Source organism: Azospirillum sp. BE72, from assembly GCF_031455875.1.
Taxonomy (GTDB): Bacteria; Pseudomonadota; Alphaproteobacteria; order Azospirillales; family Azospirillaceae; genus Azospirillum.
In genome coordinates, this window is record NZ_JAVDTO010000032.1 from 1 (window position 1) to 19077 (window position 19077).

Here is a 19077-nt window from a genome sequence, read left to right on the forward strand (position 1 = left end):
CGAGGTGACGGGTTGATCGGAGCCGCCGCCCTCGACCACTGCCGGTGCGGTGCCGACCGGCTCAGCGACGGGCGGCAGGGCGTCGGCATGGCGGCTGCGCGAGGTGACGGGTTGATCGGAGCCGCCGCCCTCGACCACTGCCGGTGCGGTGCCGACCGGCTCAGCGACGGGCGGCAGGGCGTCGGCATGGCGGCCGCGCGAGGTGACGGAACGATCGGGAGCGCCGCCGCCCTCCATAGCGGACGGCTCATCGCCACCACCGCCCTCAGTCGCCTTCGGCGTAGCTCCGCCTTGAGGAACCTTGGCAGGCGATTTCGCCGCTTTAGGCGGCTTGGGTGGAGGGTCTGTGTTGATGACGTTTCCGGGCGTGAAATTGCCAAGCTGCAGGAAGGCGCCGCTACCGGGTTTTCCAACGACCTTCCCGGCGGTTTCCGTCGCTGCATTCACGGCTTCAGCGGTCGGGTGCCGGTCAGACTGAACCTCGACGTCTGGCTTCACAACCGCGGCGTTGTTGATTTCCTGCCGCCCCTTTTTGATTTCCCCACCAATACGGGCAAAGTTCTGTTCGAAATTGGACATTTCGGGGTGAGCGCCATCACGGTGCGGCTTTTCAGGCGGCAGCGCGCTTTCCAGCCGTTCTGGCGCCCTCTGGGGCAGAGTGAGCGGGTTGGCCGGATCATTTCGCAACACCCTGTCCGGGGTGCCGCCAGCCTGCCGAGGCTGAGCGACCGGCGGCGCTACCGCAGCAGGCTGAGAGTTGCCTACCGATGCGCCCATAGACCCAGCTGACGCGCGATCTGCGCCCAGGGGAACGGGAGCCGGTTGCGCGTTACTACCCGTCAGGCCGCGTGCTTCTGCAGCGCCACCTGCCATGCTGCGTGCGGTCGGGAGACGGTCGAGGGAGGGGGTGACCTCCGTTTCAAGAAAGCGGCGAGCATAGCTCTGCACTTCATCCCGATCCATCGGGTGGGTCGATTCCAGTAGGTTTCTGGCCCCATTGACGCCCATGACGCCGCCGTTCCGCTGCTGCTTCTGCAACCACTCGAAAAAGGGCTGCTGAAGGTTGCGGTTGATCGAGCCAGACTCGCGTTCCACCTCTTCTGCAGACGTTTCGAAACGTCTTGCCTTTTCGAAATAGCTTTCGGACGAGCGCTCGAAGGTTGAGGTTTCCTCATAGCCTTGCCGGACACTTTCTCGCAGTTCTCTCCCCTGCTGAGAGTAGTCGCGTTCATCTGAATTTTTCACGTAATTTGTGGCGCTTTCGAACGCCGAGCGCAGATCCTTTGCTTCTGAATACTTCTTTGCCTTGTCCCACAAGTCCGAACGCGATTTGCCTGTAGTAGACGATCCCTGCATGCTCACGCCGAACTTAGTACCGAACGCCTCAAAGCCAATGCCTGACGAGGCGCCAGCAATCAGGGCGGTTGCTTCCTCAATGGTCAAGCCGTTCGACTTCGCGAAATCCTCTGCCGCGCTTCTAATGCGGTTGAACGCCTCCGTCTCTCCGCGGTTCTCGTGAACGCTGCGGCTCTTATCGAATGCCAGCCCCTTAGAATTGAGATTGGCGAGTTCGCTGACCTTTCCGAAGGTATTGGCCCGGCTGAAGGACGCGCGCTCGCTTTCCCGCTCGCCCAGGGTCTGCGCCTGAGACCCCTGTTCGCGATAGGCGCGTTCCAGGCCACTGGTCAGGTTGATGTCCACCGGCAGCTTGGACTCGCCGGCGGCCGTATCGAGTACCGTTCGCCCGCCGGAGGTGACTGTATACGTGCTGCCTTCAGCGGTGCGGTAAGTCGTGGCCCCCTGATCGTACATGGCGCTGCTCATCACCTGATTGGCGCGCATCGTATGGAATGCGTGGTTGCCCACATTCGTGTTGCCGAGGCTCAGATTGCCCGTGCTTGCTTCGCCGGCGGCCTGTTGCGCAGCGCCCTGCGGCACCGCCAACATGGAGGTGGCCATGCCCGCCACACTCGTTGCCCCCTTGGCAATGGCGAACGCCAGGAACGGGATCGACATGGAGAGATACCCGGCCAGGACCGCCACATCACCCTGTACGGAATCAATGCCAGCGGCGGTCACCATCGTGATCCCGGAACCGCCGGCCGGAAGCGCAGCCTGCGCGCTGACGCCGAGGCCCGCATAGCCCGTCATGAGCCGGTTGAGGATCGCATAGAGGATCGGCCAGCTTTGCAGCCAAACGAAGACGCCGAAATAGTTCTTCAGCGTGCCCAGCCCAGCCTTGGGAATGAAGAACAGCAGGACCACGATGGGGAAGACACCATAGAAGAGCGCTTCCAGAACGATCTTGAGCAGAGGCACCCACTGTTCGGCCTGCCGGCCGACAGCGCGGTAACCCATCTCTGTCTGCCTCTCTGCCCGGGTTTGGGCGTAGACGTCCAGTGCAGCACTGTTGCCGGTCGCAGCCGTAGAGGACTGCAGCGCACCGTGCACGGCGTTCAGCACCATAGACTGCTTCATGATATCCGCCGCAGAGCGCGACGCGCCGACGAGGAAGTCATGGGCGACGGGGAGGGAGGACAGCAGCAACGCCTTCGCTTGCACGGCAGAGCGATCCGGGAACAGCTTCACACCGAAGATCGTGGAGGCTCGGTCGACCTCCCCAGCCCACTGGTTGCTCAAGGCCACACCGCCGATATCGCAGCCGACGATCGAGGGGGTGCCGGCTGTGCGCATTTCGAAGGATCGGGCCTGTGACGGCGTGTTCGTCACAGTCAGGTAAGTCCATAGATCACGCGATTGCTTCATCTCTTCGAGACTAAGATGCCCCAATAGAAGATCATAAAAGACGCACTGGTTCATGAATTCGCGGACGTTGCCCGCGAATTCGCTGTTCGTGATTTCGAAATTTAGTGACGACTGCAGGAGTCTGGATCCGAAGATGAACCCGTTCTGGGTGTAGCGCATGTCATTCGGCAGCGAGAACGCCACCTCGACATTACGAGCCAAGCGGTCGCCCACTTGGCTCGACACGCTGGCGAGCACCCCCAGCCCCCAGGGGACGTTGGCGACCGCGGCACCAAGCAGGGTCGGGTTGATCCTGTCCGTGATGAGGACGGTGACGCGAGGCACGAGCAGGCCGTTGTAGATGACGATGACCGTGGCGAACCACCGCAGATTATCCGACCATTTCTGGCCGAATGCCGTCTGCAGCAGGATCATGCCGAAGCAGGCCGTCAACGTGACCCGGATTGCGGCCCCGAAGTCGCCGGCGCCGGTGAGGGCGGCAACACCGTTGAACAGGTCAACAAGGTAGACGCCGCCGCCATAGGTGATGATTTCCCACATGTTGACCTCACTGCCGGGCCATTGCGCGCGACCACCCGAGGCTTGCGCTCAGCGACCCCGTGAGGCGGCTTGCCAGGAGGGATTCGATAAACTGGGTCTGCTGCACCAGCTGGATGGTCTGGTTCACGCGATCCAGGCTTTCGGCTTTGTGTTCGGCAAGCGCCTTGCGGCTTTCGCGGAGGCTGCGCTTCCACGTGTCCAGTTCGCTGCCCAAGGCAATCATGACCTGATTGCCACCTTCCTCGACTTGCTTCAGTCCTTCCGAAATGAACTGAGACACCAAGTCGATGGCGATGATTTCCGCGTATTTTGGAAGTTCTTCCTCCGCCTTCAGGCCCTGATAGGCCGTGTAGACATTCAGCATCTTGTAAACGGGCAGGCTGGTCATGTTCAGGAAGTTCCGCTCGGTCGCGGTCAGCTTCCGATTGGTGCGGATCGCTTCCACCATCCCGAGCAGGATATCGCGCACACGGGGTTTGAACGCCGCGTCGGCCGCGATGTAGATGCTCTTGGTCCGCGCGTCGGTCGGGTTCAGGCACTTATCGGTATCGGTGCCGCAGCCATACACCATCACGTTGGTGTCGCCGTCCAGCAGGGCCGAAATCAACTCGGCATTGATGACCTGCGGCGAGATATGCCGGTGGTTCTGGGGGGCGTCATCGGTGCCGCCGCCCGTGAGGATCACCGTGCCAGCAATGGTCATCATCAGTTCGCGCATTTCGGTGTCACCGTTCAGCACGTCATTCTTCTTGATGGCCTCCCAGGTCAGGTTCTTGTTGATCGGGATTTGCTCCTTCACCTTGCTGTCCGCGGCGTTGAGCGTGGAGGTGCGCCGCCCCTCATTCGAGCAGCCATGCCGGGATGCCGCGAAGTCAGCGAAGATGCCTTGGCTGTTGCCGACCTTTTCACAGATCAGCTTTGATGCCCGGTCGGATGCCGGCCAAAGGCCACCGACCAGCGCCTGTGCGGTTTCGCAGCTGTTGATGTTGGCTTGGTTGATCTTCTGAATCAGATCGTTCAATTCGCCCATCTTCTCCGCGATGACGGGGGAGATGGTCTCCAAAGCCAGTTCGAAGGCAAAGGCCGGCGCGTTGCTGGCGATGGCCTTCAGCGTCGCGACCAGCTGGGCGGCATTGATGAAGGAGAAGGCGCCTGAGAACGCGTCGATGCCGCCGCATCCTGCCCGCATCGACGGCAGCTGGATGTTGACGAGGTTGGCATTCTTCGACGGCACACGCGCGTAGATGTTGCCGCCGGTGTAGTAGCCGGACTCCTGCCCCTGATACGCTTGAGGGCCGGTCACATTGGCGCGAATGCCGGAGTCCTGAAAGAACTCGCGCATGCGGTCCCGCACGCCAGCATCGGCCGGCGCAACAGCCAGGGAGCCGATCGCCACGACGATCACGGCCGCAGCCGCCTTGAGAGCCTTAGTAGTCATGGCCGATCTCCACCTGTGTGAGCACAAAGATCCGTTCTTCAAGGTCCTGTTGGGACAGGACGCCGTACCCAACCTCGATCAGCTGGTTGGCTTTGGTGTCGTAGAGGACGACGGCCGGGACGGGCTTTTCCGAGAGGCCGAAGCGGGCCATCTGGCCGGTATCGCGAACAGCTTCCGGCCACTCAGGCAGCGTGCCGCCATCGACCGACACGGCCATCACCGACACGCCGTACTTGTCGGCAAAGTTGCGCATGATCGGGCTGAAGGCGTGGCAGTAGACGCAGTTCGAGGCGAAGAAGAAGAAGACGCCATACCGCTCGTTCAGGCCCCGGATGGTGCGGTCCTCCGCAGCACGCCGCTGATCCAGCCAGGTCCGCTTCGCCATCGTGCCTACAGGCCGTTCGAGGGAGTAATCAAGCTCCGGGCTCTGCCAGATCACGCGACGCCATGTGTCGCTGACGTCCGACGCGCGATCCAGCGTCTGCCGCTGCAGCGCGATGTAGCGCGCCACCGCGGCGGGATCGCGCGGGTTCAGCACCATTTCGGCTCGGGCTTCCTCCAACTCTTCACGGATCGCGGCAACGCGTTCACGGGCCGTCTTCGGGGCCGGCTGCGCTGCAGGAGCAGGCGGCGGCTGAGCCGCCGGTTCCTCCGCGTCAGGATCGCAGTAGAAGTGCCACCCGAGTTTCTGCAGGTCGCACCATTTCGGCTTGTCCTCAGCCGCCGCCGCGCCGGCCGAAACCAGCCACAGCAGCGCCAGGATCAGGATGTTCTTACCGACGCGCATAGTAGTTCTCGATCCGACTGGTGAATTCGTCTTTGATTTTCGCTTCGACCGGCACGTCGATTTGCTTCAGGAGTTGCGGGTAGAACTCCGTCAGATCGACTTGACTGAAGTCGATCCTTTGCATTTCTTCCAGCGTGAACCCGGTGCAGTTAGGAGATTTCGGATCGCCCCACTCTTTGTGAATTTGGGGGCGGCCTTGTTCCTGCAGCATGCGCGCAAGACGGGATTGGAAGCAGCAATAGCTCTTCCGCTTTGACAAGCAGACGCCGAGGATTTTATTGCCGCAGTAGGTCCCAACATAAGTGCACAGCTTCGCATTCAACTTTTCAGCCAGCATCTTTTCGTCGTCGCTGCACTGAGCAATTCCAAGATCAAGGCCCCATCCATCATCAGAGCAGCAATTGGAAAAACCAATGATGCCCTTGCCGCAGTAATAGTTTCTTCCAGAGAACACGCGGAGGGAATTCGGGTCGAAGTCCTTTCCCATATCCCGGAGCAAATTCAGGTAGGTCACGGCCTTGGTGAAGTCTTTATTCGGCTCGTAGGAGATGCTTTCGCAGTCACCGTCGATGCAATAGATGGAGTCTCCGCAGACAACTTGCTTGGGGCCTTGGGAGGATGCTTCGCCGCACCGATAGTTGCGCTGCCATGTGCGGCACGTGCCGCTTCGGTCGGTCGCGATGCACTCTTCGTTCAGGAAGGTGCATCCTTCCTGTTCGTTCTTGGCGCAGTCGTTCTTGGTGGAGGCAGCCCGGCAGGTGTAATCACGGCGCCACTTCCAGCAATCCTTGTAAACGTCGAGCCCGTTGATGTTGCGGGTTCCGCCACCTTCGACGCAGACCTCGCCGGCAAGCTCGCAGCTGCTGTTCTGTTCCAGCGACGTGCACTGGTTGGAAATGGAATCGTTGCTGATGGTGTAGGTCGTGTTCAGGAACACGACGTTGCTCGGCAGGGAGCCGAGTTGGACGTCGCACACATATTCGTCCTGATACCGGCCGCAGATGCCATCCGGATCCCAGGCGACGCAGGTCGAATTCACCGCCGTGCAGCGCCCGGTGTTGCGGAGAGGGGCACAGTAATCAAGATAGGTGCCGCTGCCACAGCGCATGGTGGCGTCGTAGCGCCAGCAGTCCTTATAGACAGGAAAGCCGTCGATCGTCCGCGTTCCGCCACCTTCTGCGCACCATTCCGACGTCTTGACGCAACTTGCGTCAGCGCTGAAGGAAAACGCGGTTAGTGCAGACATGACGACACCCAGCGTCAGTAATAGCCTGCGCAGCCATCGTTCCATGTTTCTCTCCACTGCCCGCATCGACGGGTTGAGCCCGCCATGTAAAGGTATCCAATATTCGCGCCAGCATTCGTGGTCAGGTGAACACTGTTCCACCCGCTACGAAGAACGTGCTTCACCTCTGCCCAGACGTTGAGCGCGTCTCCCGCAAGGGTGTTGTTGTACTGGCCGAGACCAAGGACGTGTTGATCGTTGACGTACACATTGAGAAAGTCTCTTGCGCCGTATCTCACCTTTTCAATGCGCAAGGACTCAAGAACATTGACGTCTGGTATGTAGATGTTGAACCACGCTTCTGAATTTCCGGGACCACCACACATGGCAGCGCCGATATTCGGGTAGGTGGTATCTGACCCAATCCAGATCGCGTTCCCGGCTATTCCAGCGCTCACCCCGCCGCAGCCCGAGGATACTTGTGCTCCTTCAAGTCCTGTCGACTGAATCCAGTCGCAGGAGACGCGCAGCTGCTTTTGGCAGCTGACGGTGTAGCTGTCTCGCACCTTGTCGCAGCGGTAGCGGTGATGCTGATCGACCGACACCAGACGTTCGAGATAGCAGGTGCTTGTCGTGAGATCGCTCCACACGTCGCAGGTCTTGTATGTCGATCCCCCAGGCAGCGTCGCACCGGGAAGCTCTTTGCACTCCCCGTATCGGCCGGTGAAGCTGTCCACCAGCGACTTCGGGTTCGCTTCAGCATCGAGGCCGGGCTGCATCCAGGCGTCCGACCGCTTCACCTCGATCTTCGGGCGATTGGTGAAGCTGTCGCTCAGCAGCGTTGCCGCTTCGCCTTCGGGCGTGGAGGTGTCATGCGCCCGCTCTACCGCATCATCGAACATGATGCCGTTCTGGTAGGCTGACTCCGGCAGGTTCGTGCCTTGATAGTTCGGCACCTCACCGGGGTTCGACTGATTCCGCGCCACCCCCTTGAGATTTTCCTGCTGCGGAGTGCCGAACGCCTTGGCGTCATTCCGTGCATCGGATTGCGTCTGGGCCGAGGCAGGCAGGGCCAGCAGCAGAGCGGCCAGGACGCATAGCGTTGTCCGGTTCATGGCTCAGCACTCCGGAGCTTGGACAGGTTCTCCGCCGCTCGCGCAGCGCCAGGTCCGCCGGCATTCGCGATCGTTTCCAGCGCATAGAAAAGCGTGACGTTGCCTGCGATCCGATCATGCTCCGGCGCGGCCGACCGGCACCTTGGCTCAAAGCAGGGCTGAACCTGCTCGGCCGGCACAACGATAGTCGGCACGACCTTGACATCGAACATGCGGAACATGGTCGGATCGAGCATCGCTCCGCCCTGTTCCCCAACGATCCGGCCCATGGCGGCCATGGTGTCGGTGATGTTGTTGTTGACCATGCCGCGGAAGAGCAGTGCGCCGCCGGCCCGGCGCGTTTGCTCCGCCAGATCCTTCAGCGCCGCCTCCGGCATCGAGAACGAGACGAACACGAGCGGCGAGTGCAGGTCCTGCCCAGCCGTCTGAGCTTCGTCCATAGGGCCAGCGTAACGGCCCACCAGTTCGCCCAGGTCAACGCCGCTCTCGGTGGCTAGAGGCCCGCCAGTGGCGCGCTCTCCGGCCCCGCCCAGGCGAATGCGGTTGTTGCGCACCCACTTCCCGGTGTCGTCCATGGCGCCAGAGCCCTGCACCCTGCCCATGACGCCATCGAGGAAGGACTGCGCCTCACCTTTTTGTGCCTCAATGGCCTTCTCGGTGAGGTCCGGCCGCACCTGCTGGCGAAGCTGGTTCAGGTCTTCCGCGTTGGCCGGCACCAGGGCCAGCAGCACGGCCATCGCGCACAGCGGCCTTAGAAGCTGCAGCAATTGCGTTTCCTCCAGAACAAGAAGCCGAAGTCCTCGCCAATCACCGGCACCTCGCGACCGGTCTCGTAGAGCACCGTCGAACGGCCGAGCGGGTTGCAGCCGAACAGCCCCCACGGGCCGGGCACTGGATTGGTGATCTGCGAGCGGTAGAGGGATTTGCGGACCACCGGCAGGGGATACTTGCCGCAGATCGCTTCCGGACCCCCTTCGGCCCACAGAATGAGTTCGCGGTGGAGCTTGTAGACGAACCGTTCGGCGGCGAGCAGGCTGGATTGGATGGAGCCCACATGGTTGGGCAGACGGCCGTCGAGCGGGTAATAGGAGCCTTGGCAGCCCGCGCACCAGAACAGCGGATCAAGCGGCATGCCCACAGACGCAGCAACGCAGTCGGCTGCACAGGCAGCAATAGCAATCGGATTGGCGAAGAGAACCGCTTCCGGGTTGATCAGGAATGTCAGTTCGTCATCGAGCCACAACGGATCGAGTTCGGTGATGTAGGCGATATCGACCGACACGGCTTCCAGACAAATCCAGTCGACCAAGATCTCTAGCCAGTACAGCACCGGATAGATGTACCAGTGGATGTGCCATGCCGCGTCGTGGCTGTTCCCGTCCTTGGAGACGGTCTTCCCCGCCGGCGCTGGGATGTTCCCCAGAGTGAAGCCGCCAAGATTGACGAAGCAGTACGGATGCCGGGTGACGTCCGCGAGCCGGGCCGGTTCCCAGTAGCCGACAGCCAAACCCAGCCGGATGAATGGCGGGAGCGGCATCGGGCACATGCAGATCGGCAAGGCGGGATTGGGCGTGTCCGGACGGTTCGACGGCAGCAGAGGGAAGCTGCCGATCGTGATCGGAAACACGCAATCCCAGCACAGATCGCTGATCGGATTGACGAAGTGTCCGGTGCAGGTTCCCGACGTGGAGGCAGATTGCGCCACGGCCTGCCGACCGAGACCAACGGCCGCCATCACCACGACGGCCAGGAGGCCCAGCGCGCACAGCAGCTTTTTCATTGTGGCACCTCTTCGATGCGCAGATAGCGGCCTTCCTGCCGGATCAGCGCAGGCACATTGCGGATCCCGAAGCGTTCGGTGAGCTTCCCGCCTTGGTCGAAGTAATAGGGCTTGCCTTCCCGCCGGCTGTGATCGGCCACAGCCCCACGCACGAGGATGATCTTGGCCCGGCCGCCCAGTGCGTTCTCAGTGCGCTTCGCCCAGGCGACCTGCTTCTCATCATCGCCGTTGATGAAAAGCATCTGCTGGGACAGGTTGATGTAGTCGAGCGGGTTGATCCGCCGCCCTGACTTCTGGAACACGTTTCCGTCTTGGTCCTGCAAGTCACGGTTCAGGGCCACCGCCGGATCGTAGAGCCAGGAGCGCGCCTGGACTGCAGTACCAATTCCGGGGACGGGCGGCGGGCGAACCGCGTATGCGGCCGTCCGGCTTTTCAAGCCTTCCTGCATTTCCGTGATCTTGCCCTCCGCCTCCATCTGGCGGAGCTTCGCCATGATCATTTCGAGCATGTCCGGTTCAGCCACCGGGAAGACCTGACCGTGCACGCCGAGGTCCGCGGCCACCGCGTCAGAGAATGGGGCGTGCAGCGCCGAGCACAGCAGCAGCAGGAACCCAGCCAATATCCGCGTATCGCGAGTCATAGGAATCCTTGTGGGGCGCGTAGACGAAGTAATGGCCGGGGGGGAGAACCCCCGTTGGACCGGGAGCGAGGGGAAGGCCGCGGGCGGAGACCGCTTTTGCCTCCCCAATCGGACGGCCAGCCACGCGATAGGTCTGGCCGTCCCGCTCCACCTCATCCCCCGGCACCCCTCCCACGATTTTGACGAAAGTCTCAGAGTAGTAGGGGTTTGATGGTGGCATAAATGCCACCATTTCGCCTCGATCCGGCAATCGTCCGATATCGACTATGAAGCCCCAGTTCCCCAAGCTCCCCGTCTTGTTGATGAGGATCTGATGGCTGCGGCTCCACACGACACCCGCAGTGCCGGCGATCAGCAGAGCAACCGCAGCAGCGACATTAACGACGCGGCGCATAGCTCCCCTCACGAAGCGCTTGTTCGACCAAGCCCGTCACGTCGGGGGCGCCGGCCATCACAGCCTCTTTCGGAACGATGATGACGTTGTAGGTATCAGCGATCCGGTTGACTTCGGTGTTGAGGCCCTGGATGAAAGCCTCAGTGCGAGCAGCCACTTCGTGTTCGTCCTTCACGGACTTCGCAGTGTCCAGCACGAACCCTTCAACCAGACCCTTCAGCCCAACCTTGACCATCGTCGGCGGCGGCGGATTGAAGTGGGCATGCCCAAGAACGACGACCAAGGCGGCAAGCAGCGCCACCGCGACCGTCTTCAGCTCACCGAGCAGCGCGCTACCCACGGACGGCATCCTTGTTCCGGCCGACGAACAGCGAACTGGTGAGGACCAGCCACACCGCCCACAGCGCGGCGACGCCAACCATGATCACCCGTTCCAGGCTGAGCGCAGCGTCAGCCTGTGCATCCGCCGGCAAGGCTTGCCAATGCTGAAGGAGGCTTGCGAACAGGGCCAGCAGAGCGCCGGTGTCGAAGTGCAGCAGCGCCAGCAACGCCCACAGCACGAAACCGGGCAGGAACAGGGCGGCACCAAGCGCCGGGATCAGAATGCCGGACAGGGTGCGGCCGGCTGCGGTCATCTTGGCTTTCACGGTTGCGAGGTTCATGGAGTCATCCTTTCTTGTTGTGCTTCAATGCCGAGCATTACGAATGCGGTCGGCAACCTTATCGACGGCATCTTCCAGAGAGACGCCTTGGTCAACGAGATGCTGAATTTCGGCGTAGTCTTGGCCCTTCGAGGAATACAGCGCGATGGAATAAGGATCGAGAATAAGGCGGCCGATATGGTACCCCATCGGTCCATACACCATGATTTCCGAGAACTGGTGTTCGACCATTTTCAGTGACTTCAACGCTGTTTCCATCTGCGGATCGCAGGCAATCCGTCCGGATTTCTTGATGGCTTCGACTGATTCATTCTTCTGAGCCAGCAGCAGGGCCCAGTCCGAATTTTGGAACGCGGCCAGTGTCGCTGGTGTCTTGTAGTAATCGTCCACCGATTGAGTGCCGGTGATAAGTGCCCCGAAATACTTTCGGCATGTGCGTGCGAATTTCTCAATGAACTCGCCGCTTGCTTCGCCGTGCAGCAGTTCCCAGGCTTCGTCGATGATGAGGGCGACCGGATAGCGGCGTTTGCTGCGGTACATCGCCTGGAAGACGAGGAACATCAGCATCAGAAGCACGACGCCCTGAAGCTCCTTCTTGCCGCTAAGCTCCGCCATTTCGAAGATGGTGAGCGGATTGCCGAGGTCGATGTTGCACTCCCCCTCGAAGAGACGGGCATACAGGCCGCCCACCATGTAGGGTTCGAGCATGAGGCCGAGATCCTGTGCACGCGCGTCCGGGTTCTCGCGCAGGAAACGGCCGACCGTCGTCATGGTCACGAGTTCGCCGGTCTCGCGCACTTCGAGCGCCGCCATGATGGCCTTGGCGATGAGTGCATTCTCCACAGAGTCCGTGCGTTCATGCGGCCGGCACATCTGCCGCACCATCTTGTTGATCAACTCGACCACTTCGCCGCGGTAATCGCCGTCTTCCGCAAAGCTGGACGCGTCGATGATGCTGAACGGGTTCACGCACAACCCAGCCGCCGCGGTGAACTCGACGTGCGATCCTCCTTGCAGCTTGCCGCTGTTCTCGAAGCTCCGGCCATTGTCGACCACGACGACGTGAGCGCCCGCCCCGCGCAGAGCGGCGGCCAGTTCCTGCATCGCCACCGATTTGCCGGAACCCGACTTGCCGACCACGATGGTGTTGTAGTTGCCTTCAGTGTTGGCGAAAGGGTTCCACCAGAATGGTTCGCCGCGCCGGCCGATCAGCTGCAGATACGGGTCTCCCATGCCCCGCCATTCGCCTTGGAGGGGGGCCAGGTTCGCACAGGTCCACGAGACCATGGTTCGCGTGCGGCCATAGTAATCCAGGTCCTGCGCCAGTCCTTCCGACAGGGTGTGTGGGAGCGCCGTCAAGAAGGTCTGCAGCTGGACGAATTGCTCACGGGCCAGTGCCCAGCCGTTCGCCCGGTACAAGCCCCTGATGCGTCGCTCTGCCTCGTCCCCCTCGCCCCGGCGCGCGAAGATCACCACGCTGTAGAAGCCTTTCACCAGCTTTTGCCCCTGATCGAGCTTGGCCTTGGCGAACTTCCAGTCGCGCTCTTTCTCCCGGATGCTCGGCACGAACCGAGCCATGTCCGTCCCGGCTTGCTGCGTGGCGCGCGTTGCCTTCGCGCTCGCCTTCATCGACGCGTTCACATCTTCGCCAATCGTGAAGGTGAAGACCGAAAGGAATGGACCCGATGGCCGCAGCTGATCGTTGCTGGGATCGCCGATCAAGCGGGCCATTTGCCACTGCGCCCACACCTCTGGGAAGCTGCGCACGGCGAAGCAGCGCACGTCGAATGCCGACCGGCGGCGGCCGTCATCGCACTCTTCCACCGCTCCCAGGCCAAGACCGCCGCGCCCGACGATCAGCTGACTTTCACCCGTACCGACTTGGGCGTTGATCGGATCGGTGGAGCTATACGGCGGCACGTCGCGATCCAATCCTTCGCGCGGATTGAACACCTCGTCCAGCCAAGCGATTAGCCCCTCCGGCCGCAGCACCGACGCGCGGATCTTCATGCCGGACAGCGTGGCGACCAAGCCAGCACGGAGCATGCGCATCTGGTCGAAGGTCCGCATGTCACCCTTGCCGGGCAGGCTGAGGGCGATGAAGCAGCGGAAGTGTCGCAGCAGGCAGGGAGAGCTTGGCAGCAAGGATTCCCAGCCGCCGCGGGCCAGATGCTCCAACCGACGTTGCCCCAGGCGAGCGTAGATGCCTCCTTGCTTCTCCCGCATGCCGACCCACTGCTTGAGCGTGGCGGCGACGTTCGGGCTGGCCCAGCACAGGATTTGACCCGAGCAGCCCGCCGGCAGCCCGTCCGTAATCATCCCCGTTAGGAGGTTGACGGTTTCCTCATTGGCGCCCACCAGCGGTGAACATTCGAGGATGAAGCCGTGGCTGTCGCGGTTGATGTAAAGGTCGTTTTCCTGATCGTAGACGCGGTAAGGCAGGAGTTCCGCGATGGAGTGCGGCCGTTCCAACTCGGACTGGCGGTCAATCAGGTGGTCGTCACCGAACAGATTGCGCAGCTTTTCACGCAGCTGCGCCATCGACACTCCGGTGAGCGTGCCTTGCAATCCGTCCAGCAGGTTCAGCATGGTCAGCGCTCCACCCACTCAGACGGGACAATCGTCGCGTGGACGTAGGCTGCATCGTGGTATGCGTCGGTCGCATCCACGAAGGGGAAGAAATAGATGCTCGCCACCCGTTCACGGGTGCGGGGCGGCACCACCACGGACGGTGCCGCGGCTCCCGGAGCCAAGCGCACCGGCTCCGCACTGGCGGCGCTGACGCTACCTGTAGAGCCCTTCAGGCCGAGCGCTTCCAAGACGCCGGCGTTCGAGGTCTGGGAGGACGGTGCGGGAACCGTGGCAGCGGCCTTGGGAGCCGTATAGACGCCCGAGGACACGACCGCCGTTCCGCCGCCGTGACGCGCCAGTTCATCCGCCTCAGTGATCGACACGCAGCCGCGGCCTTTCTGGGCCGGGCAATCCCAAGATCCTGAGATGTTGCCGTTGAGGCCGCTACAGCCGCCAAGCAGGGCGGCGAGTCCTATCGCCAGGAAAATACCACGCATCTTACTTGCCCCCATCGGTGAGCCAGCCGCGAACTTTGTCTCTGCCGGGGAACCCGACCATCACGGCCCCATCGGCGCGCACGAGCATTGGCGTTCCACGCCAGCCCTTGGAATCCATGAAGGACCGCACCTGTGCAGTGCGCTCGCGCGAGCAGCCGGGGGTGCCACCAGCCAACTTCTCGCCTCTGTAGGTGCGGTCGACTGCCGCCGCGGGATCGTCGGAGCACAGAGCCTTGTCCGCGAGGCTTTCCGTGCCGAGGATAGTGGTCACGTACTCGTGAACCTCCACGTCCCCCCACTCCACGAGCGCCTTGTGCAGTTCGCGGCAGTAGCTGCAGCCCAGGTCCGAGAAGACGGCCAGCTTCAGCGGTCGTCCGGCACCGCTCACGACTGCGGTGTTGGCCGGGAACGTCTCCCAAGCGGCTGACAATTCAGGTGTCGGCGGCCTTGTGACGGGAGTGACCGCGGGGCCGTCATCGGGCACGTCCACCCGCCCCACTTTGGCACCCTCTCCACCCCCGGCCGCGTCACGAACCGGTTCCGTCAGGTCCTCGCGCGCCACCAGATCATACATCGAGCCGACGAAGACCAGCCGGGCCGACGCGTCGGTGTAGAAGACGTTCTTCCCAGCGACTACTTCAAACACCCCAGGCCAGGGCGTGCAGCTGAGCTTGGTGACACGGGTGTTCGGCATGCGGGCTGCGAAAGCCGACGTTACCGCGGATGCATCCTGCGCGGTGCAATCCGCCAGAGCCGGGCCACTCGCCCCCAGGAGGGCAGCCGCAAAGGCGCCCATCGCAATGCGATAGCTCATAACAATCTTTCCTTATTTGGCCGAGCGGCCGTCGAGGTGGAACCCTTCGATGAATACGACCTCGACGGGTCCAGGCTGCGCGGTGATGACCGGCTGGTACTGTTCGGCGCGCTTGATGAGGTAATCGGAGAGCCGGTCACCAGCATTCCCCAGGCCCTGCCCTATGCCCGACTTTGCGACTTGCCCAAAGCTCGGGGCTTCGGTCTCGCCGGTGTTGATCGTGATGCCGCTGCCGCCAAGACCGCCAAAGCCGGCCATACCGCCGCCGAGTGTTTGCGAGAAGGTCTTGCCAACGCCACCGGCCACGCCGGCGAAGAAGCTCTGCATCACCAGATCGCCTTCGCGGCTCACGACTTCACCGCGGATACCAGCCTTGCCAGCACCGACCAGATAGCCCTTAACGTCCGCTTCCATGACCTCCCCCGCCTTGCGGGTGCAGGTCATGCGCTGCAGACGGCCATACACCTTTTCCGACGATAGGTCGCCGGTGGCAGCAACGGTGACCGTGCAGCCGACGATATCGGTCTCTTGTATCTGTGCGCCTTTCAGCGCCGCGGACTTCGCCGGGCCGACGATGCGGATCAGCATCGGCCGCGGATCGGCTTGCGAGGTTACGGATGTGGAGGCATCCACGCCGCTGATGATTTCAGCGGCGGCATAGGCGCCCGCCGGCACGTAGTCGCGGGTTGACCGCGACCGCCCAGGCCCGGCCGGCTGATCAAGGCTGAACGTGACCACCTCGACGCCGCCGCGCGGGGCCTCCGTCCCGTTCACCAGATTGTCGGCTCCGGCTCTCGGACGGCCGTTCTGGCGCGAGACGAAATCGCCGTTCACGCCGGCCGACTGACCGCCTTGGGACGGCACGAAACGCCGGTTCTGATTGCCCGCGTTCGGCGCAGCATTGGGGCTGGCTACCGCCACGGCCTGCACCTGATCCTGCAGCCGTTTGTTCTCACCTTCCAGCTTTTCAAAGGCGTCAGCCTGTGCGCTGATCACCTCCTTCGCGTTCTTCTCAGCGGCAACGAATGCCTCATTCGTTGCCTTGAGTTCCGACTTCAGCCGATCGACTTCCTTCTCTGCCGCGGTCTTAGCCGAGTTCAAGAAGTCCACCGTCTTTTCCAGCTTCCCAAAGCGTTCTTCCGCCTTGTTCAGCCAGTTTTTTTCCGGTGCCGAGGCGCCGGACAGATCATTGATCTTCACGGCCTTGTTGGGATCGAAGGATGCCATGGTCGCGGGGCCGGGCTGGCGCAGGACGAGATAGACGACAGCGCCGACCAGCACGACCGCGATGGTGCCACCAGCGACCAGCTGCTGCCGCCGCTTGAGTCTTTGTGCTTCAGCGTCCCGTGACATTGCCTGACCCCTTCCGAAGCGCAACGAAGGCCGTGGTCTCACCCCCCGGCTGCAGCACCCGTTCCGTCAGCATTGCAGCCACCACACCGGCCCGCTTGAAGCGTTGCTCCGTCAGCTCCACCGGCTGGCTCGCCGTGTTCCTGACCGTGTAGGCTTCACCGTCGAGCGACTTGCCGAGGTAGTGAGCCTTCAGCACAACCCGGATGCCGCCGCCGAGGTCGTAAGAAGTGTCCGGTGCGCTGATCTCGTAGCCCTTGATGGCCTCTTCGAGCACCATCGACCGGATGAGGCGGACCACCGACTCTTGGAAGGGAGTTTCCCGCTCCCAGTCGCCGGCTTCCTTGGAGCCGTTGACCTGCGGATTATGCAGGGCGATTTGCTCGGAAGGACGGTCCGCCGGGGTGAGAAGCAGCTTGTAGGTGTAGCCGCGCTCAGTGGTCAGGAAGAAGTTCAGCGGCGCTCCTTCGCCGCCGGGCAGCGTCTGCACATACAGATCGCCCGTCGCCTTATCGACCGTTGCTGAGAAAGCCCCCTTCTCCATTTTCACGCTGGTTACCCGGTCACCGACCACGGCAATCCTGTTGGGATCGAGCTTCGACACGGTTGCCGAAATCTCGCCGCCATCGACAACCTTCTTGATCTGCATGGCGCCTGCCGACACCGGCAGTGCGACCAAGCCAACGGCGGCCAGAATGGCCCAGGCCCGCGGCGTCATTGCTTACCTCCAGCATGATCTTTGCTCACCTCTTGGAAGCCGTAAAAGGACAGACGGCCACCAGAGAAAGCCCACTTGAACTGATAAATCTTCACTTCAGAGTTGGTCTGGGTCTTCCCCATGTAAGTGTCGAATTGCCCCACCATCTCCACCATCATGGTGCGCGTGTCGACATTGACCGATGTGGGGAAGTAGACCGTGGATAGTTTGCGATCACGCAAATAGCCGAAGTATTCGAGCGTCTGTTGTTCGACAGCGCCGTACACCGCCGGATGCGTGATGCGCAGGATGGCTTGGCGCGCATAGTCGGTCGTGGCTGGCGTGCCGTTCAGCAGCAGCCCCGCCATATCGCGCGTCAGCAGTTCAAGCGTCGCCCGGTCCACAGACTTCGTGCCGATCGTCATGCCGTCCGGAATTACGGACGGCACCAGCCGCGTAACCTTGTCTTCCGTGGCCGCATTCCAGGCTTGGCCCGCGTTGACGAGCAAGCTCAGAACAAGGAGGACTAAGAATATGTTTCGCAGCACGATAGCATCGTGCAGCGTTGTGTTGTGTAAGCGAAAGTCCATTGCTTTACCCCACGTAACGCCGCACGTATGACGGGGGCGTTCCTTTCAGGCCAAGCGGTGGATAGTACCAATACACGCCGTAAACGGCGACGTTGGCTTGTTCTGAACCTTTGAACTTCCTGTAGGCAAAATAACCGCCAGCAGAAAGCAAGATGCCAAAGGTAAACATATGGAAAACGTAGCCAAGAATGATCGGGCCGACGATTACCAATGCTTCGTCAAAGGTCCAGAAATACCACCGCTCCGGGTCGTCTAAATGACGGGGAATGTAGTAGGGCTCAACGTCGCCGTTGCTCATGATTACACCAGCGCCGTAATGCCCCCGGTGATGATCGGCAGCCCGAGACCGGCCATCGCCCCAACGCCGACCGCGGAAGCCATCTGCTGAAGATTGAACTTCAGGATGGATCCAGCGAGGGCGAAGCCGAAGGCCAGCACCGCGGCCAACTCGCCGCCCGAACCGCTGATGTAACCGGAGAAGCGGGTGTTCAGTGTGTCGAAGGTGGTGTCCGTGCCAGCAAAGGCCGGATCGCAGAGAGCCACGACGAAGACGCAAGCCAGAACAGCCAGGGCCGCGGATGCAACCTTGTCTTTCCCGTCCCGGTTCAGTGTGGAGAGCGAACTGTCGAACTTCATGGTTAATAGTTCCTTTCTGTTGGTCTGACGCGTTCAGCCGCGCTCGATCACCATAACGGTGGCGCTTATGCCACGAATTGCGGTATCTTTCGAGACACATTTGCGCAATCTGATTACCTCAGCCTGATCGCGATGTTTCGTCGCACCCTCTTGCACTGCGCATGTAGGTGCGCGCTGGTCGCCGCCACTCCGAGGCTCTTGAGTGATTTCAGCGCCTTCGCCATAACGGTCGTATATGCAGCTATGGTTTAGCATTTATAGCTGCATATCGTCAAATGGGTATTGACGTATATACACATATATTAGAGAAAGAGGCAGATCGAATGACCGATAGTGGCAAGACCGTGCTCACGTCCTTCAAGCTCACCACAAGCTCAGCGGCTGCGGTCGAAAAGCACCTCACCGATCTGACGTACCAGCTGGATCGGAAGGTCCACAAAGTCACCTTGTTCCAATGGCTGACGGACCGGTTCCTTGAGGATCCTGATCTGCAGCAGCAGTTCCGTGAGTATCTGGATGGACAGAAGAAGCCCTAGGCGCAGCTTTAACCGCGCCTATCACGTCCCCTCGCGCT

General features: G+C 61.7%; 20 protein-coding genes. 1 reads left to right on the forward strand and 19 read right to left on the reverse strand.

The annotated features are described in order from the left end of the window. From J2Y49_RS31700 to J2Y49_RS31790, 19 genes are all read right to left on the reverse strand, one after another. Positions 1-3306 (reverse strand): conjugal transfer protein TraG N-terminal domain-containing protein (locus tag J2Y49_RS31700; protein WP_310119697.1); only part of this gene is annotated, 3306 nt, incomplete at its 3' end. A gap of 7 nt (positions 3307-3313) precedes the next feature. Beyond that, positions 3314-4744 carry a conjugal transfer protein TraH gene (locus tag J2Y49_RS31705; RefSeq protein WP_310119698.1) on the reverse strand — a complete coding sequence of 477 codons (1431 nt, stop codon included), beginning with the start codon at positions 4742-4744 and terminating at the stop codon, positions 3314-3316. After that, on the reverse strand, positions 4734-5531 hold the full coding sequence (locus J2Y49_RS31710; protein ID WP_310119699.1) for a conjugal transfer protein TraF: 798 nt from the start codon (positions 5529-5531) through the stop codon (positions 4734-4736). The genes J2Y49_RS31705 and J2Y49_RS31710 overlap by 11 nt, the downstream gene beginning before the upstream one ends. After that, positions 5518-6822, reverse strand: a complete 1305-nt coding sequence (locus tag J2Y49_RS31715) for a conjugal transfer protein TraN (protein ID WP_310119701.1) — start codon at positions 6820-6822, stop codon at positions 5518-5520. The genes J2Y49_RS31710 and J2Y49_RS31715 overlap by 14 nt, the downstream gene beginning before the upstream one ends. Continuing rightward, entirely contained in the window at positions 6792-7871 is a 1080-nt protein-coding gene (locus J2Y49_RS31720; protein ID WP_310119702.1) for a hypothetical protein, read from the reverse strand. The genes J2Y49_RS31715 and J2Y49_RS31720 overlap by 31 nt, the downstream gene beginning before the upstream one ends. Next, positions 7868-8608: a type-F conjugative transfer system pilin assembly protein TrbC gene (gene trbC, locus J2Y49_RS31725; protein WP_310119703.1), complete on the reverse strand. Its 741-nt coding sequence runs from the start codon at positions 8606-8608 to the stop codon at positions 7868-7870. Before trbC ends, J2Y49_RS31720 begins: the two co-directional genes overlap by 4 nt. 14 nt (positions 8609-8622) lie before the next feature. Then, positions 8623-9651, reverse strand: a complete 1029-nt coding sequence (gene traU / locus J2Y49_RS31730) for a conjugal transfer pilus assembly protein TraU (RefSeq protein ID WP_310119704.1) — start codon at positions 9649-9651, stop codon at positions 8623-8625. Then, positions 9648-10292, reverse strand: coding sequence for a type-F conjugative transfer system protein TraW (traW, locus tag J2Y49_RS31735; RefSeq protein ID WP_310119706.1), 645 nt, complete (start codon positions 10290-10292; stop codon positions 9648-9650). The genes traU and traW overlap by 4 nt, the downstream gene beginning before the upstream one ends. Then, positions 10219-10686 carry a S26 family signal peptidase gene (locus J2Y49_RS31740; protein WP_310119707.1) on the reverse strand — a complete coding sequence of 156 codons (468 nt, stop codon included), beginning with the start codon at positions 10684-10686 and terminating at the stop codon, positions 10219-10221. Before J2Y49_RS31740 ends, traW begins: the two co-directional genes overlap by 74 nt. After that, positions 10670-11026 (reverse strand): TrbI F-type domain-containing protein, encoded by a 357-nt coding sequence (locus tag J2Y49_RS31745; RefSeq protein WP_310119708.1) that lies wholly within the window; start codon positions 11024-11026, stop codon positions 10670-10672. Before J2Y49_RS31745 ends, J2Y49_RS31740 begins: the two co-directional genes overlap by 17 nt. Next, positions 11019-11348, reverse strand: a complete 330-nt coding sequence (locus tag J2Y49_RS31750) for a hypothetical protein (protein WP_310119710.1) — start codon at positions 11346-11348, stop codon at positions 11019-11021. The genes J2Y49_RS31745 and J2Y49_RS31750 overlap by 8 nt, the downstream gene beginning before the upstream one ends. A gap of 24 nt (positions 11349-11372) precedes the next feature. Beyond that, a complete protein-coding gene (gene traC / locus J2Y49_RS31755; RefSeq protein WP_310119712.1) occupies positions 11373-13937 on the reverse strand; it encodes a type IV secretion system protein TraC in 2565 nt (854 codons plus the stop codon). A 2-nt stretch (positions 13938-13939) separates the two neighbouring features. Further along, complete coding sequence (gene traV, locus J2Y49_RS31760) at positions 13940-14416, reverse strand: type IV conjugative transfer system lipoprotein TraV (RefSeq protein ID WP_310119713.1); 477 nt, start codon at positions 14414-14416, stop codon at positions 13940-13942. A 1-nt stretch (position 14417) separates the two neighbouring features. Continuing rightward, positions 14418-15230 (reverse strand): DsbC family protein, encoded by an 813-nt coding sequence (locus J2Y49_RS31765; RefSeq protein WP_310119714.1) that lies wholly within the window; start codon positions 15228-15230, stop codon positions 14418-14420. A 12-nt stretch (positions 15231-15242) separates the two neighbouring features. Next, positions 15243-16583 (reverse strand): TrbI/VirB10 family protein, encoded by a 1341-nt coding sequence (locus J2Y49_RS31770; RefSeq protein ID WP_310119716.1) that lies wholly within the window; start codon positions 16581-16583, stop codon positions 15243-15245. Next, the gene (locus J2Y49_RS31775) at positions 16567-17298 is read right to left on the reverse strand and encodes a type-F conjugative transfer system secretin TraK (protein WP_310119717.1); all 732 of its coding nucleotides are present in this window, start codon (positions 17296-17298) and stop codon (positions 16567-16569) included. The genes J2Y49_RS31770 and J2Y49_RS31775 overlap by 17 nt, the downstream gene beginning before the upstream one ends. Next, the gene (locus J2Y49_RS31780; RefSeq protein ID WP_310119719.1) at positions 17295-17867 is read right to left on the reverse strand and encodes a TraE/TraK family type IV conjugative transfer system protein; all 573 of its coding nucleotides are present in this window, start codon (positions 17865-17867) and stop codon (positions 17295-17297) included. The genes J2Y49_RS31775 and J2Y49_RS31780 overlap by 4 nt, the downstream gene beginning before the upstream one ends. Before the next feature lie 4 nt (positions 17868-17871). Beyond that, a complete protein-coding gene (gene traL / locus J2Y49_RS31785) occupies positions 17872-18165 on the reverse strand; it encodes a type IV conjugative transfer system protein TraL (RefSeq protein WP_310119721.1) in 294 nt (97 codons plus the stop codon). Positions 18166-18167: 2 nt separating this feature from the next. Beyond that, positions 18168-18503, reverse strand: a complete 336-nt coding sequence (locus tag J2Y49_RS31790; protein WP_310119724.1) for a hypothetical protein — start codon at positions 18501-18503, stop codon at positions 18168-18170. 323 nt (positions 18504-18826) lie between these two features. Between J2Y49_RS31790 and J2Y49_RS31795 the strand changes: the two genes are divergently transcribed. Then, on the forward strand, positions 18827-19039 hold the full coding sequence (locus J2Y49_RS31795) for a hypothetical protein (RefSeq protein ID WP_310119725.1): 213 nt from the start codon (positions 18827-18829) through the stop codon (positions 19037-19039). Positions 19040-19077: the final 38 nt, after the last annotated feature.